The sequence below is a fragment of the Streptococcus mitis SK1080 genome (assembly GCF_000220085.1).
In the GTDB taxonomy this organism is placed as follows: Bacteria; Bacillota; Bacilli; order Lactobacillales; family Streptococcaceae; genus Streptococcus; species Streptococcus mitis_K.
Map to the genome: position 1 here is coordinate 1 of NZ_AFQV01000009.1, position 15,331 is coordinate 15,331.

The 15,331-nt window shown below is 38.5% G+C and carries 12 protein-coding genes, 2 pseudogenes and 1 riboswitch; of the genes and pseudogenes, 12 read left to right on the forward strand and 2 right to left on the reverse strand.

The genetic code is table 11. The features are described 5' to 3' along the window. From HMPREF9957_RS04725 to HMPREF9957_RS04740, 4 genes are all read left to right on the forward strand, one after another. On the forward strand, positions 1–1,108 hold a 1,108-nt coding region (locus HMPREF9957_RS04725; protein WP_000294311.1), incomplete at its 5' end, for a DUF4838 domain-containing protein. 167 nt (positions 1,109–1,275) lie between these two features. Next, a complete protein-coding gene (locus HMPREF9957_RS04730; protein WP_000836780.1) occupies positions 1,276–1,620 on the forward strand; it encodes a PTS sugar transporter subunit IIA in 345 nt (114 codons plus the stop codon). A 9-nt stretch (positions 1,621–1,629) separates the two neighbouring features. Beyond that, positions 1,630–3,042, forward strand: a complete 1,413-nt coding sequence (gene lacG, locus HMPREF9957_RS04735; protein ID WP_000429434.1) for a 6-phospho-beta-galactosidase — start codon at positions 1,630–1,632, stop codon at positions 3,040–3,042. Positions 3,043–3,110: 68 nt separating this feature from the next. Then, the gene (locus tag HMPREF9957_RS04740) at positions 3,111–4,790 is read left to right on the forward strand and encodes a PTS lactose transporter subunit IIBC (protein WP_000359755.1); all 1,680 of its coding nucleotides are present in this window, start codon (positions 3,111–3,113) and stop codon (positions 4,788–4,790) included. Positions 4,791–4,915: 125 nt separating this feature from the next. On the opposite strand, the gene HMPREF9957_RS04745 is transcribed toward HMPREF9957_RS04740, so the two are convergent. Both HMPREF9957_RS04745 and trkA read right to left on the reverse strand, forming a co-directional pair. Then, positions 4,916–6,355, reverse strand: coding sequence for a TrkH family potassium uptake protein (locus tag HMPREF9957_RS04745; RefSeq protein ID WP_004242118.1), 1,440 nt, complete (start codon positions 6,353–6,355; stop codon positions 4,916–4,918). 3 nt (positions 6,356–6,358) lie between these two features. Further along, positions 6,359–7,708 carry a Trk system potassium transporter TrkA gene (trkA, locus tag HMPREF9957_RS04750; protein ID WP_000691696.1) on the reverse strand — a complete coding sequence of 450 codons (1,350 nt, stop codon included), beginning with the start codon at positions 7,706–7,708 and terminating at the stop codon, positions 6,359–6,361. A gap of 187 nt (positions 7,709–7,895) precedes the next feature. On the opposite strand from trkA, the pseudogene HMPREF9957_RS04755 reads away from it, so the two are divergent. From HMPREF9957_RS04755 to licT, 8 genes and pseudogenes are all read left to right on the forward strand, one after another. Further along, positions 7,896–8,680, forward strand: a pseudogene (locus HMPREF9957_RS04755) (SAM hydrolase/SAM-dependent halogenase family protein). Positions 8,681–8,698: 18 nt separating this feature from the next. After that, the gene (locus HMPREF9957_RS04760) at positions 8,699–9,247 is read left to right on the forward strand and encodes an ECF-type riboflavin transporter substrate-binding protein (RefSeq protein WP_000403160.1); all 549 of its coding nucleotides are present in this window, start codon (positions 8,699–8,701) and stop codon (positions 9,245–9,247) included. A gap of 167 nt (positions 9,248–9,414) precedes the next feature. Further along, positions 9,415–11,097 carry an ABC transporter ATP-binding protein gene (locus tag HMPREF9957_RS04765; RefSeq protein WP_000656557.1) on the forward strand — a complete coding sequence of 561 codons (1,683 nt, stop codon included), beginning with the start codon at positions 9,415–9,417 and terminating at the stop codon, positions 11,095–11,097. Then, complete coding sequence (locus tag HMPREF9957_RS04770; RefSeq protein ID WP_001148082.1) at positions 11,082–11,912, forward strand: energy-coupling factor transporter transmembrane component T family protein; 831 nt, start codon at positions 11,082–11,084, stop codon at positions 11,910–11,912. The genes HMPREF9957_RS04765 and HMPREF9957_RS04770 overlap by 16 nt, the downstream gene beginning before the upstream one ends. A gap of 192 nt (positions 11,913–12,104) precedes the next feature. Continuing rightward, entirely contained in the window at positions 12,105–12,608 is a 504-nt protein-coding gene (locus HMPREF9957_RS04775) for a tRNA (cytidine(34)-2'-O)-methyltransferase (protein ID WP_000181385.1), read from the forward strand. Between the two features lie 59 nt (positions 12,609–12,667). Continuing rightward, a riboswitch (FMN riboswitch) is annotated at positions 12,668–12,886 on the forward strand. Positions 12,887–13,045: 159 nt separating this feature from the next. Next, positions 13,046–13,609 (forward strand): ECF transporter S component, encoded by a 564-nt coding sequence (locus HMPREF9957_RS04780; RefSeq protein ID WP_000185834.1) that lies wholly within the window; start codon positions 13,046–13,048, stop codon positions 13,607–13,609. Then, entirely contained in the window at positions 13,599–14,249 is a 651-nt protein-coding gene (locus tag HMPREF9957_RS04785; RefSeq protein ID WP_033685717.1) for a phosphatase PAP2 family protein, read from the forward strand. Before HMPREF9957_RS04780 ends, HMPREF9957_RS04785 begins: the two co-directional genes overlap by 11 nt. Positions 14,250–14,475: 226 nt before the next feature. Then, positions 14,476–15,314: pseudogene (gene licT / locus HMPREF9957_RS13460) on the forward strand (BglG family transcription antiterminator LicT). Positions 15,315–15,331 lie beyond the last annotated feature (17 nt).

Here is a 15,331-nt window from a genome sequence, read left to right on the forward strand (position 1 = left end):
AAATCCAGATGTAGCTGATAAGATGGTAGAAATTATCAAGGATTATGCCAAGAAAAGACCTGATGTTAACTACTTACATGTATGGTTGTCGGATGCTCGTAATAATATTTGTGAATGCGAAAACTGTAGACAAGAATTGGTTTCGGATCAGTATATTCGTATTCTCAATCAATTGGATAGGGCTTTAACGAGTGAGGGATTAGATACAAAGATTTGTTTTCTGCTTTACCATGAGTTGTTGTGGGCACCTCAGAAAGAAAAATTAGATAATCCTGAACGCTTTACCATGATGTTTGCACCGATTACAAGAACATTTGAAATGAGTTATGCAGATGTAGATTTTGACAATTCCATACCTACGCCTAAACCTTATATGCGTAATAAAATTATACTTCCGAATTCTCTTGAGGAAAATTTATCTTATCTTTTTGAGTGGCAAAAAACATTTAAAGGAGATAGTTTCGTATATGACTATCCTTTAGGGCGTGCTCATTATGGCGATTTAGGCTATATGAAAATTAGTCAAACTATTTACAGAGATGTATCTTATCTTTCCAACCTACATTTGAACGGTTACATTTCGTGTCAAGAATTACGTGCAGGATTCCCTCATAATTTTCCTAATTATGTCATGGGGCAAATGCTCTGGAAGAAGAAAAGAAGTTATGAAGAATTGATTGAAGAATACTTTTCTGCTTTGTATGGGGAAAATTGGCAGTCTGTTGTTGAATATTTAGAAAAATTATCCATTTATTCCTCTTGTGACTATTTTAATGCAATTGGCAGTCGTCAAAATGATGTTTTAGCGAATCATTATTATATAGCTTACAATCTAGCTGATAATTTTTTACCAATTATTGAGGAAAATATTTCTAAGTTATTAAATAGTCAAAAGGATGAATGGAAACAGCTCAGTTATCATCGTGAATATGTTGTTAAAATGGCGAAGGCTTTATATCTTCAAGCAACTGGAAAAACAAGGCAAGCTCAAGGTGAGTGGAAAAATGTGTTGAATTATATCCGTGGGCACGAACTGCTATTCCAATCTAATTTGGATGTTTATCGTGTAATTGAAGTAGCAAAAAATTACGCTGGTTTCCACTTATAAATTATAAGTATAGAAAATGAACCAAGGTATTCAGAGAAGATTGATCCTAAATATTATGAAATTTAAGGATTTTTAAGATATTTAGGGTCAACTTTCTATTTGTATCGTAGCGAAGTCATTTTAATAATGATGTGTAAAAGATGGATCAAGATTGAGGAGGAAGAAAGATGAAATCAAAAGAAGAAATAAATATGCTTGGTTTTACAATTGTCGCTTACGCAGGAGATGCAAGGTCAGATTTGATGGATGCTTTGGCGTTTGCGAGAGATGGATATTTTGAACAGGCAAGAGAATTGGTTGAGTCTGCAAACGACTCAATAGTGTCTGCCCATCGAGAACAGACTAATTTATTAGCGGAGGAGGCATCTGGAGATAATTTTGAAGTGAGTTTTATCATGATTCATGGTCAAGATACCTTGATGACAACGATGCTATTGTATGATCAGGTAAAGTTTTTTATTGATGAATATGAACGAATTCGAAAGATTGAAGAACATATTGGTTTGCAATGAGGATTAGTCATGGAAAATTTACAGGTTAATGCCCTACCAAAAGAGTTTTTATTAGGAGCAGCCACCGCCGCTTATCAAGTAGAGGGTGCAACTAGGGTAGATGGCAAAGGAATAAATATGTGGGATGTTTATTTGCAAGAAAATAGTCCGTTCTTACCAGATCCAGCTAGTGATTTTTATTATCGTTACGAAGAAGATATAGCCTTGGCGGCAGAACATGGTTTGCAGGCTTTGCGTTTATCTATTTCTTGGGTTCGTATATTTCCTGATATAGATGGGGAGCCTAATATATTGGCTGTTCAGTATTACCATAGAGTCTTTCAGTCCTGCTTAAAACATAATGTGATTCCGTTTGTTTCTTTACATCATTTTGATTCGCCTCAGAAAATGTTAGAAACAGGGGATTGGTTGAATAGAGAGAATATTGATCGTTTCATACGATATGCTTGCTTTTGTTTCCAAGAATTTACAGAAGTCAAGCATTGGTTTACAATCAATGAACTGATGTCTCTTGCTGCAGGTCAATATATAGGAGGTCAGTTTCCTCCAAATCACCATTTTCAATTATCTGAAGCAATTCAAGCGAATCATAACATGTTGTTGGCGCATGCTCTTGCAGTCCTCGAATTTCATCAATTAGGGATTGAGGGAAAGGTAGGTTGTATTCATGCTTTAAAACCAGGCTATCCTATTGATGGGCAAAAAGAAAATATTTTGGCAGCTAAACGGTATGATGTTTATAATAATAAATTTCTATTAGATGGAACTTTTTTGGGCTACTACAGTGATGACACGCTTTTTCACTTGAATCAAATATTGGAAGCTAATAATTCTAGCTTTATTATAGAAGATGGTGACTTAGAAATTATGAAAAGAGCTGCACCTCTTAATACGATGTTTGGGATGAATTATTATCGTTCAGAATTTATTCGTGAATACAAAGGTGAAAATAGACAAGAATTTAATTCAACAGGAATAAAAGGACAGTCTTCTTTTAAATTAAATGCTCTAGGTGAATTTGTAAAAAAGCCTGGTATTCCGACAACAGATTGGGATTGGAATATTTATCCTCAAGGGTTATTTGATATGTTGCTTCGTATCAAAGAAGAATATTCTCAACATCCGGTCATTTATTTAACTGAAAATGGTACAGCCCTTAAAGAGGTTAAGCCAGAGGGCGAGAATGATATTATTGATGACAGTAAAAGAATCCGTTATATTGAGCAACATTTACACAAAGTTTTAGAGGCTCGAGATAGGGGAGTCAATATTCAAGGCTATTTTATATGGTCTTTGCAAGATCAATTTTCTTGGGCGAATGGCTACAATAAGCGATATGGTCTTTTCTTTGTTGATTATGAAACACAGAAGAGATATATTAAGAAAAGTGCTCTTTGGGTAAAAGGGCTAAAACGGAATTAAGGTTAGCGATTTGAATGATGTTTAATATGTTTTAAATATGAGGTTGAATTTTTTATAGGAGGAGTTTTATGGATAAGCTAGTCGCTGCCATTGAAAAGCAACAAGGGAAATTTGAAAAAATTTCTACTAATAATTATATGATGGCTATTAAAGATGGATTCATTGCTACTATGCCTTTAATTATGTTTTCAAGCTTTTTGATGATTATTATTATGATTCCTAAAAATTTCGGAGTAGAGTTACCGAGTCCAGCTATTGTCTGGATGAGGAAAGTGTATATGCTAACCATGGGAGTTTTGGGTGTTATTGTTTCAGGGACAGTTGCAAAGTCATTGGCTGGAAATGTTAATAGAAAAATGCCTCCTGGAAAGGTAATAAATGATACTTCTGTAATGTTGGCAGCCATATGTAGTTATCTGGTATTAACTGTAACGCTTGTAGTTGATGAGAAGACGGGATCTACAAGTTTGTCGACAAACTATTTAGGATCTCAAGGATTGATAACTTCGTTTGTCAGTGCCTTTATTACTGTAAATGTTTACCGATTCTGTATTAAGCGAGACATTACTATTCATTTACCTAAGGAAGTTCCTGGGGCTATATCACAAGCTTTTAGAGATATTTTTCCTTTTTCTTTTGTTTTACTTATTAGTGGTTTGTTAGATATTGTATCTCGGTTTAGTTTAGATGTTCCTTTTGCCCAAGTATTTCAACAACTATTGACTCCTATTTTTAAGGGTGCAGAATCATATCCTGCTATGATGTTGATTTGGTTTATGTGTGCTTTGCTTTGGTTTGTTGGAATTCATGGACCATCTATTGTCTTACCTGCTGTTACAGCTTTACAACTAAGCAATATGGAAGAGAATGCTCAACTCCTTGCAAATGGGCAGTTCCCTTATCATTCTTTAACACCTAATTTCGGGAATTATATCGCTGCTATTGGAGGAACGGGGGCTACCTTTGTTGTACCATTTATTTTGATTTTCTTTATGCGGTCTAAACAATTAAAATCGGTAGGTAAAGCTACAATTACTCCTGTTTTATTTGCGGTAAATGAACCTCTTCTATTTGGTATGCCTGTTATTTTGAATCCCTATCTTTTTGTCCCTTTTTTGATGACTCCACCAGTGAATGTATTTCTAGGAAAGGTCTTTATTGATTTCTTTGGAATGAACGGATTTTATATCCAGTTACCTTGGGCCTTTCCTGGACCATTAGGATTGTTAATTGGAACGAATTTTCAACCTATCTCCTTTGTATTTTTATCTTTAATTTTAGTTGTCGACATATTGATTTATTTGCCATTCTGTAGAGCGTATGATAGACAGTTACTGATGAAAGAAGATGTTGCAAGCTCAAATGATATTATTTTAGAGGAGGATACAAGTGAAATAATGCCTGGTGAGTTAGATGAAATAAAAAGTAAGGAGTTGAAAGTACTGGTTCTTTGTGCAGGGTCTGGAACAAGTGCGCAATTAGCCAATGCAATTAACGAGGGCGCTCAATTAGCAGAAGTTAGAGTGATTGCGAATTCAGGAGCGTACGGAGCTCATTATGATATTATGGGTGTTTATGATTTGATCATTCTGGCTCCACAAGTTCGGAGTTATTATAGAGAGATGAAGGTGGATGCAGAAAGATTAGGTATTCAGATAGTTGCTACCAGAGGAATGGAATATATTCATTTAACAAAGAATCCAAGTAAAGCCTTACAATTTGTATTGGAGCATTACCAAGTTATGTAGTTAGTTTTTCCATCTTTTCTTTAAGTAAGGACTATGCGTAAAGAAAAGATGGGATTTAAAATCGTTCCCCCTTTTTTAATATAAAAATCCCTCTTTCACAATTGTAAAAAGAGGGATTTTGTATTTTATCTCTTAGACCAAGTTCTCTTCATAAAGAGAAGTAGGATTGGGTAAATCTCCAAGCGGCCTGCAATCATTGCAAAGGAGAGGAGAATTTTTGAGATAGGACTAAAGATTGCGAAACTAGATGTGGTTCCTAGAATAGGCCCGATATTATTGAAACAGCTAAAGACAGCACTGGTAACGACTAGGAAATCATTGCTATCTAGGCTGACAATAAAGATAAGCGCTAGCAAAATCATAGAATAGATGACAAAGTACTTGAGAATCTTATGCTGGGTATCTTTGTCAATCACCGTTTTATTCACATGGAGAGTCAAAACACGGTGGGGAGATAGAATTGACAAAATCTGGTTTTTGGCAATTTTTGAAAGGATGAGGCCTCTAATAACCTTGAGTCCACCTGCGGTTGATCCAGCAGAGCCACCGATTGCCATGAGAAAGAGGAGGATAAACTGGGAGAAGAGGGGCCAGTTGGTAATATCTCCGTATCCAAAACCAGTCGTCGTAATGATATTGGAAACCTGGAAGAAGGCCATTTCAAAGCTCTTGGAAAATCCTGGGTAGAGATAGAGGGTATTAAGGCTAATCAAGCCTGTAGAAACCAGCACGATGACCAAGTAAGCACGAAGTTCTTCGTCACCAAAGAAGGCTTTGACACGACGGAGCATGAGGTAGTAGTAGAGATTGAAATTCACCCCAAAAACCAAAACTCCGATACTAACCAGATAGGTAATCAGTGAGTTACCATAGTGGGCAATTCCGTCGTTATAGACGGTAAATCCTCCTGTACCCGCAGTACCCATAGCAATGACAAAACTATCAAATAGGGGCATGCCAGCTAGATAATAGATGATGACAAAGAGGGAGAAGAGAGCTAGATAAAGGAGATAGAGAATCTGGGCAGTATTTTTGAGTTTGGATACAACCTTACCGAAAACAGGGCCAGGAACCTCAGCCTTCATCACTTCTAGGTGGCTATTCTTGGCATTATCCATAATAGCAAGTGCAAAAACAAGCACTCCCATTCCTCCAATCAAGTGGGTAAAACTTCGCCAGAAGAGGAGGGAACGGCTGAGAACCGAAACGTCGTTCAAAATACTTGCTCCAGTAGTTGTAAAGCCAGAACTGATTTCAAAAAAGGCATCGATAACGCTGGGAATTTGCCCAGCGAAGACAAAGGGGAGACCGCCAAAGAAAGACCAAAGAATCCAACAGAGGGCAACAATCAAGATTCCCTCCTTGGCATAAATCCGTTGATTTTTTGGCTTCTGTAAGCTCCCTGAACCGCCTAGCAATACGAGAATCCCTATGGTCGAAAAGAGGGCTGTAAAGACTTGGCTCGATTCACGGTAATAGATAGCAACAGCCACAGGAACCAAGAGGAGAACAGCTTCAATCAAAAGTAACTTTGAAAGGAGGTAACGAATCATACTTTTATTCATTTCTTACCTCGCGATCAAGTCATAAATCTTGGTGATGTTTGGCAACAAGGTTGTTACTAGGAGCTTGTCTCCAACTTCCAACATATCCTCCCCAGTTGGGAAAATAGTCTTGCCCTTTCGAATGATGGCCGCAATAAGAACCCCTTTTTTCAGTTTTAGTTGAGAAAGAGGTTTGGCAGTCATTTTATTAGCTTCCTTGATATGGAATTGCAGGGTTTCGATTTGGCCATTGGCTAGATGGTGCATGGCTTGAAGGTCTGAATACTGGGCATTAACACGACCACGAATAAAGTGCATGATTGTATCTACAGCGATGCTTTTAGGTGTGATGATACTTGAAAAATCAGGCGCATTGATAATCTCGAGGAGACTGGTACGATTGACCTTGGTGATATTTTTTTGTACACCTACCCTGTCAAGGAACATAGAGGTAATCAGATTTTCCTCATCGACTCCTGTTAGAGTCGCAACGGCATCATAGTGTTGAGCACTTTCTTCTAGCAGGATATCTTTTGCAGTACCATCTCCTTGGACGATATGAAGATTTGGAAATTTCTCGCTAAAGAAACTAGCGATTTCGGGATTGATTTCAATAACCTTGGTATCGATACGACTGTCTTTGAGGATACCTAGTAGATAATAGGCAATTCTACCAGCTCCAACAATAAGGAGACTCTTCACGGCACGAGATTTAAAATAATTATGGAAGAGCATCATATCGACACGGTTACCAGTGACAAAGATTCTATCTTTATCCTGTACAGTCATGTCACCGCTTGGAATGATAATTTGATGATCCCTCTCTATCGCACAGACAATGACATTGCCAAATTTTTTCCGAAAATCAGAAATGGGCATTTGGCAAAGACCACTGGAAGATTTAACAGTGAATTCCATGAGGCTGACCCGTCCACCAAAGAAACGTTCGACAGACAGGGCGTTGGGGAAGTCAATGATATTCGCGATAGCGCGGGCAGCCAAGAGCTCAGGATTAACGATAAGAGAAAAACCGAGAATATTCTTTTCCTTGAAATAAGTGTTAGAATATTCAGGGTTCCGCACCCGAACGATAGTTTCTTTAGCTCCCATTTTCTTGGCTAGAACGGCTGCAATCATGTTCACTTCATCGTATTCAGTCAGGGCGATAAAGATATCACAATCTTGGACGCTGGCTTGCTCAAGAATGGCAAAATCGGCCCCGTTACCAAGGATACCAATGATATCAAAGCGATTAACAATATGATTGAGAACAGCTTCGTTTTGCTCAATCAGTAAAACATCATGCTTTTCTGCAACCAAGGAGCGACAGAGGGCAAAACCAACTTTTCCCCCTCCGACAAGGATAATTTTCATATTAAAACCTACTTTTTCATGATGTAACTATCATACCCTTTTTCAAGAAAAAATGCACCTACTAGCTAGTAACAAGAGCTTTTAATGGAATTTTGTTATAAGGTAAAACTATACCCCAACCAATTGAAATAGCTATTGGCGACTTCCTCTGAAATATGGTATGATAAAGGGTATATAAGGAGACAAAATGAATAATAATTTACTGGTATTACAATCAGACTTTGGTCTGGTTGATGGTGCGGTATCGGCTATGATTGGAGTGGCTTTAGAAGAGTCTCCAACCTTAAAAATCCATCACTTGACGCACGATATCACGCCTTATAATATTTTTGAGGGGAGTTACCGTCTCTTTCAGACGGTGGATTACTGGCCTGAGGGAACGACTTTTGTATCGGTTGTCGATCCGGGTGTCGGCTCAAAACGTAAGAGCGTGGTTGCCAAGACTGCAAAAAATCAATACATTGTCACGCCAGATAATGGGACGCTTTCTTTTATCAAGAAACACGTTGGCATTGTAGCTATTCGTGAAATTTCTGAGGTAGCCAATAGACGTCAAAATACAGAGCATTCTTATACCTTCCACGGTCGTGATGTCTATGCCTATACTGGTGCTAAACTAGCCAGCGGTCACATTACTTTTGAGGAAGTGGGGCCAGAGCTCAGTGTAGACCATATTGTAGAGCTTCCAGTCGTAGAGACAATCATTGAAGATCATCTGGTGAAGGGAGCCATTGATATTCTGGATGTGCGTTTCGGCTCGCTATGGACCTCTATCACGCTGATATGCTGGTCTATCAAAATCAGGTTGTTTATGGCAAATCATTTGCAGATGTGAGAATTGGGCAACCAATCCTTTACATCAACTCTCTCTATCGTTTAGGTCTGGCTATCAACCAAGGTTCCTTTGCCAAAGCTTATAATGTGGGCGTCGGTTCATCTTGGACCATTGAAATAAAGAAAATAGAAGGATAAAATAGGAGAATAAATAGTATGGAAATCAAATTTACAATTAAACAAGTTGTTGCTGTCGGAATTGGCGCTGCCCTCTTTGTCGTCATCGGGATGATCAACATTCCGACCCCTGTTCCAAATACAAGCATCCAGCTTCAGTATGCGGTACAAGCGCTACTTTCTATTATTTTTGGACCGATTATCGGTTTGCTTGTCGGGTTGATTGGTCATGCAATCAAGGACTCTCTTGCTGGTTACGGTCTGTGGTGGACTTGGATTATCGCTAGTGGGCTCTTTGGTCTAGCTGTGGGGCTATTTAGAAAGTACGTTCGCGTGATCAATGGTGTCTTTGACTGGAAAGATATTCTTATTTTTAATCTCATTCAACTACTTGCAAATGCCCTTGTTTGGGGTGTCTTGGCACCACTTGGAGATGTTGTGATTTATCAAGAAGCTGCAGAAAAAGTATTTGCCCAAGGAATTGTTGCGGGAATTGCTAATGGTGTATCTGTAGCTATTGCAGGAACTCTTCTCTTGCTTGCCTATGCAGGAACTCAAACTCGTGCAGGAAGTTTGAAAAAGGATTAATATAAGGGAAAAGGCTGGGAAACCAGTCTTTTTGCTGTTTATAGGCTAGTCGGGTAAGCAATTTAGGCTAGGAATCTTGTTGGCGCTAAGATTTTAAGAGAAGAGACTGCAAGAAGGGGTAGATTTATGATAAAATAGAAGTCTAAGAAGCGAATGAAGAGAGTAAGATGAAAGAAGCTATAATTGAGTGGAAGGATTTCTCTTTCCGGTATGAAACACAACAAGAACCGACCTTGCAAGGGGTGGATTTGACTATTTATAAGGGAGAGAAAGTCTTAATTGTTGGGCCATCTGGGTCAGGTAAATCTACCTTGGGTCAGTGTTTGAATGGAATTATTCCCAATATTTACAAGGGTCAGATGTCTGGAGAATTTTTGATCAAGGGGCAAGCGGCCTTTGATATGAGCATCTACGATAAATCTCATCTGGTCAGCACGGTTTTGCAGGATACTGATGGGCAGTTTATCGGTCTGTCTGTGGCAGAAGATTTGGCTTTTGCTCTGGAAAATGATATGACAGCTCTAGATGATATGAAAAGTCGTGTTCATAAATGGGCTGAAAAGCTGGTCCTTCTTTCTTTACTGTCTCAGCGTCCTCAGGATTTGTCTGGTGGACAAAAGCAGCGAGTTAGTCTAGCTGGTGTCTTGATTGATGAGGGTCCGATTCTTTTGTTTGATGAGCCACTCGCCAATCTAGATCCCAAGTCAGGTCAGGATATTATCGAATTGATTGATCAGATTCATAAGGAGGAGGGGACGACGACTCTTATTATCGAGCACCGTTTAGAGGATGTTCTGCATCGTCCTGTGGATCGGATTGTCTTGATAAACGATGGTCGTATCCTCTTTAATGGGAGCCCTGACCAGCTACTTTCGACTGATTTATTGACACAAAATGGAATCCGAGAACCCCTTTATCTAACCACTCTCCGTCAATTGGGTGTGGATTTAGCTAAAGAAGAACAATTAGCAAATTTGGACAACTTGTCTATCTCAAAAGGTCAGGTTCAGCTACAGAATGAACTGGCAAAAGAAACCCAAGAATTGCAGTCACTCTTTAGACTAGAGGAAGTATCTTTTTCTTATGATGATAGACCGATTTTAAAATCCCTACATTTAGATATTAAAAAGGGTGAAAAGATTGCCATTGTCGGGAAAAATGGAGCAGGGAAGTCAACTCTAGCCAAGGCCATAAGTAGCTTTATCCAGACGGAAGGTCGCTATCTTTGGGAAGGGCAGGATATAAAAGGAGATTCTGTTGCAGAACGGGCGGAACGAGTAGGCTATGTGCTGCAAAATCCTAATCAAATGATTTCAACAAATATGATTTTTGATGAGGTGGCTCTGGGACTTCGTTTGCGAGGTGTGGACGAGCAGGAAATTGAAACGAGAGTCTATGAAACTTTGAAAATCTGTGGTCTCTATGAATTCCGTAATTGGCCTATTTCTGCCCTGTCATTTGGTCAGAAAAAACGTGTCACCATTGCTTCAATTTTGGTCTTGGGGGCTGAAATTATCCTCTTAGATGAACCAACTGCAGGCCAAGACCAGAAGAACTATACTGAGATTATGGAATTTCTCGAAGAGTTGCATCAAAAAGGGCATACCATTGTCATGATTACCCATGATATGCAATTGATGCTGGATTATTCAGACCGAGCTCTTGTCATGGTGGATGGGGAACTGATTGCCGATACCGATCCAGCTAGTCTGTTGAGCAATCCTGAGCTGTTAGTAAAAGCCAATCTAAAAGAAACTTCTATCTTCAACTTGGCTAAGAAACTCGACGTGGATCCACTTGCTTTAACGGCATTTTACAAAGAAAGGAGAGAAGAATGCAAGCTAAATTAATCGGTTACCAGCATAGAGATACTGTGATTCATCGCTTGTCAGGTGCTGGGAAACTCCTCTTTTTCATTCTCATGTCATTGGCTGCCATGATTAGCTATGATACTAGACTGCTTGTTCTGATTGCCATCTTTTCGGTCTTTCTCCTCTATTTGTCAGAAATCCGCTTTAAAGATGTTTCCTTTGTGGCCGTTTTTGCGACGGTATTTGCCGTTTTAAACGTCTTGATGGTCTATCTCTTTTCTCCCGAGTATGGGGTTGGACTTTACGGAGAGAGAAGTGTGATTTGGCAGGGAATCGGTGCCTACACTCTGACCAGCCAAGAGCTCTTTTATCTGCTAAATTTGGCCATTAAGTACCTTTGCACTATTCCTCTGGCTATTATCTTTTTGATGACAACCCACCCTAGTCAGTTTGCTTCCAGTTTAAATCAAATTGGTGTGCCTTACAAGATTGCCTATTCAGTCAGTCTGACCTTGCGCTATATTCCAGATTTGCAGGAAGAATTCTTTACTATCAAGATGTCTCAGGAGGCGCGTGGGCTGGAATTATCCAAGAAAGCTTCTCTCATGCAACGAATCAAAGGTAATCTGCGCATTATTACTCCCTTGATTTTTAGCTCGCTAGAACGGATTGATACCATCGCGACCGCCATGGAGCTTCGACGCTTTGGGAAAGAGAAAAAACGCACTTGGTATAGTTATCAGGCTTTGAAAAAAGGAGACTATCTTACCTTGTTCTTGGCAATCTTGTTTTTAGTAGCTAGTTTACTACTTATCTTGCAGAATCACGGACGATTTTACAACCCTTGGAAATAGCTTGAAAAAATTGAAAAAATCAAGTCGTTTCTATTGACAATGATTCTGAAAGTGTTATACTAAGAAAGTAGTTTCGCTGATTTACTTCAAACCTGTTGTGAGGTAAGTTAACGATGCCTTAACCACGCTGTTTGCTGAGCTTGACTCCGGGCAGTGTGGCTATTTTTTTGCAATGGTGAAAGGAAGCAAGTCATGACAAATCACATTGTATTATTTGAACCACAAATTCCACAAAATACAGGCAATATCGCGCGTACTTGCGCTGCAACCAATTCTCCCCTCCACATCATCAAGCCAATGGGCTTTCCTATTGACGACCGCAAGATGAAGCGAGCTGGATTGGATTATTGGGATAAGCTAGAGATTTATTTTTACGAGAGTTTGGAGGATTTCATGTCTCAGATGAAGGGAAAACTCTATCTGATTTCGAAATTCGCGGAAAAAGTCTATTCTGAGGTGGATTTATCGACTGACGACGACCATTATTTTCTCTTTGGACGTGAAGACAAGGGCTTGCCTGAGGACTTTATGAGAGAACATCCTGAGAAAGCTCTCCGTATTCCTATGAATGATGAACATGTCCGCAGTCTTAATGTGTCTAATACCGTCTGCATGATTGTCTATGAGGCTCTTCGCCAGCAGAACTTTGCAGGTCTTGAGCTTGTTCATACCTATGAAGCAGATAAATTGAAATAAAAAATGAAAATGAAAATGAACAAAATGCTTGCGCTTGCAAGCGTTTTTTGTTATGATAAAAGAGTCTTCAGGGCAGGGTGTGATTCCCGACCGGCGGTAAATTTGACTAGCTATTTTAGCTTTCTCGTCGTTGTCTTGTCTCGATATACTTTAAGTATTATCTTCGACTGCGACGCCTAGATAAATCTAAAATATCTTAGCCAAATAAGTCCGCGAGCGCAAGCTGATGTGGTGAGATTCCACAACCGACAGTATAGTCTGGATGGGAGAAGACGAAAGAATAGCTTTGTCTGTTCTGATAGATTTATAGCCAAATTGTAACCGCTTGCTTTGTTTTAATAGAGTGAGAGGGAACTTTTGGGATATAAAAAGTGAGAATAGATAGAGGAATCCTTTCTAACTTCTTCTGATTTTATAGAAAATTGGAGGAACCTGTTATGACAAACACACGTCGACTTTCGACCATTGCGATTTTATCAGCCATCTCATTTGTGCTGATGTACTTTGACTTTCCGCTTTTACCAGCGGCGTCCTTCCTCAAGATCGAATTTAGTATCTTGCCAGTCCTTGTGGGCTTGGTGGTCATGGATTTGCCTGCTGCTCTAGGAGTTCTCTTGCTTCGCTCACTCTTGAAACTGCTTCTTAACAGTCAGGGAGTGAATACTTATATTGGCTTGCCGATGAATATCGTAGCTTTAGGAGTTTTTGTCATCGTATTTGCTTTGATTTGGAAAAAGGAACGGACAACCCTTCGTTTCCTACTAGGCTCTCTAGCTGGGACTATTGGTTTAACCGTGGCTATGTTGGTTCTCAACTATGTTTATGCTGTTCCTTTGTACGCTAAGTTTGCTAACTTTGATATTGGAAAAATTTTGGGACTTTCCAACTACCTAATGACCATGGTATTACCTTTTAACTTGATTGAGGGTGTAATCTTTTCCGTTTCATTCTGGTTGTTGTACGTCCTTTTGAAACCAACCTTAAAACATTATGAGAGATAAACAAACATTTTTAATGAAGGGCAGTTTTGCCCTTTTACTTTTCGTTATTCTTGGCTATATGGTCAAATTTTACCCTGAAACGCTTGTCGGTTTTGACCAACCGATACAGACTGCCGTTCGAGGAGACTTGCCAGATTACTTGACTATTCTTTTCAGAGCCATCACACGCTTGATTGATATCCCAGTGATTATCACTTGGGTTGTCATTACAGCTTTTGTCTTTTATCGTAAGCGGTGGAAGATAGAAAGTTTCTTCATGCTGGGAAATCTGGCTTTGGCAGCTCTTTTAATCGTGACCTTTAAAAAGATCTACCAGCGCCCACGACCAGCTATTTTACACTTGGTTGAGGAGAAGGGATTTTCCTTTCCAAGCGGCCATTCTCTGGCTGTGACGCTGATGGTAGGGACTTTGATTGTTATTCTTAGTCAGCGGATGAAAAATCCGGTCTGGAGAAAAATTGTACAAATCGTGCTAGGCCTCTACCTAGTCAGTGTGCTGGTATCAAGGGTCTATCTGGGAGTTCACTATCCATCAGATGTTCTTGCTAGTCTCTGTGTAGGCTTGGGAGTCTTGTTTATCGAGTTTCCTTTCTATGACAAGCTTCGCTTCCAATGGAGATTTAAAGGCAAGCAGAAGTGATGAAAAAGATAAAAAATTTCTACAAGTACTTGACAAATAGATTGAAATATCATAAAATAAAAACGGTTACAGGGTTATTAATTATTTAAGCTTCATGTCACCATTAAAAATTGAAATAAAAGGATGTTATCACTAATACAAGTGAGCAGGAACCTATTTAATCACATCGGAAGAAGTTTCTTGATGTTTTTTAAGTAGGTTCCTTTTATTTTAAAAGGGAAATTTTATGATCATAAAACGAATACTAAACCACAATGCCGTAATTGCGCGAAGTAAAAAAGATATCGATATTCTTCTTTTTGGAAGGGGAATAGCTTTTGGAAGAAAAATTGGAGATAAAGTAAATCCAATTGATATTGAGAAAAGTTTTTTTCTCAAAAATAGAGATAATATGACCCGTTTTACAGAGATGTTTATTAACGTTCCTTTGGAATTGGTGTACATCACCGAAAAAATAATTAATCTAGGTAAAATAACATTGGGTAATAATTTTGATGAGATTATCTATATAAATCTAACGGATCATATTTCTTCGAGTATAGAACGTTATAAAGAAGGAGTTATTATTTCGAATCCCTTACGTTGGGAAATCTCGAAATATTATAAAGAAGAATTTGAGCTTGGGAAAAGGGCTTTACAAATAATAAAAAAGAGTTAGGTATTGAACTTCCAATTGACGAAGCTGCATTTATAGCGCTTCATTTTGTTAATGCTAATTTAGAAAATAATTTTCAAGAGTCGTATAAAATCACTGAAATAATTATGGGAATTGAGAAAATCATTCAAGATTTCTATTGTACTGAGTTTAACCAAGATTCTATTGATTATTATAGATTCATAACTCATATAAAATTATTTGCCCATCGCTTGGTTGAAAATACAACTTATTGTGACGATGATGATGAAGACTTGTTAGCATTAATGAAAAATAAATATCCTAGAGAATATGAATGTGGTGAACAGGTGGCAATGTTTATACAAACTGAGTACAATTATTTGCTGACTTCTAGTGAATTAGTTTATTTGATGGCTCATATTCGTCGCTTAACAAAAAATTTAGATTAATAGAATAGGAGAATACC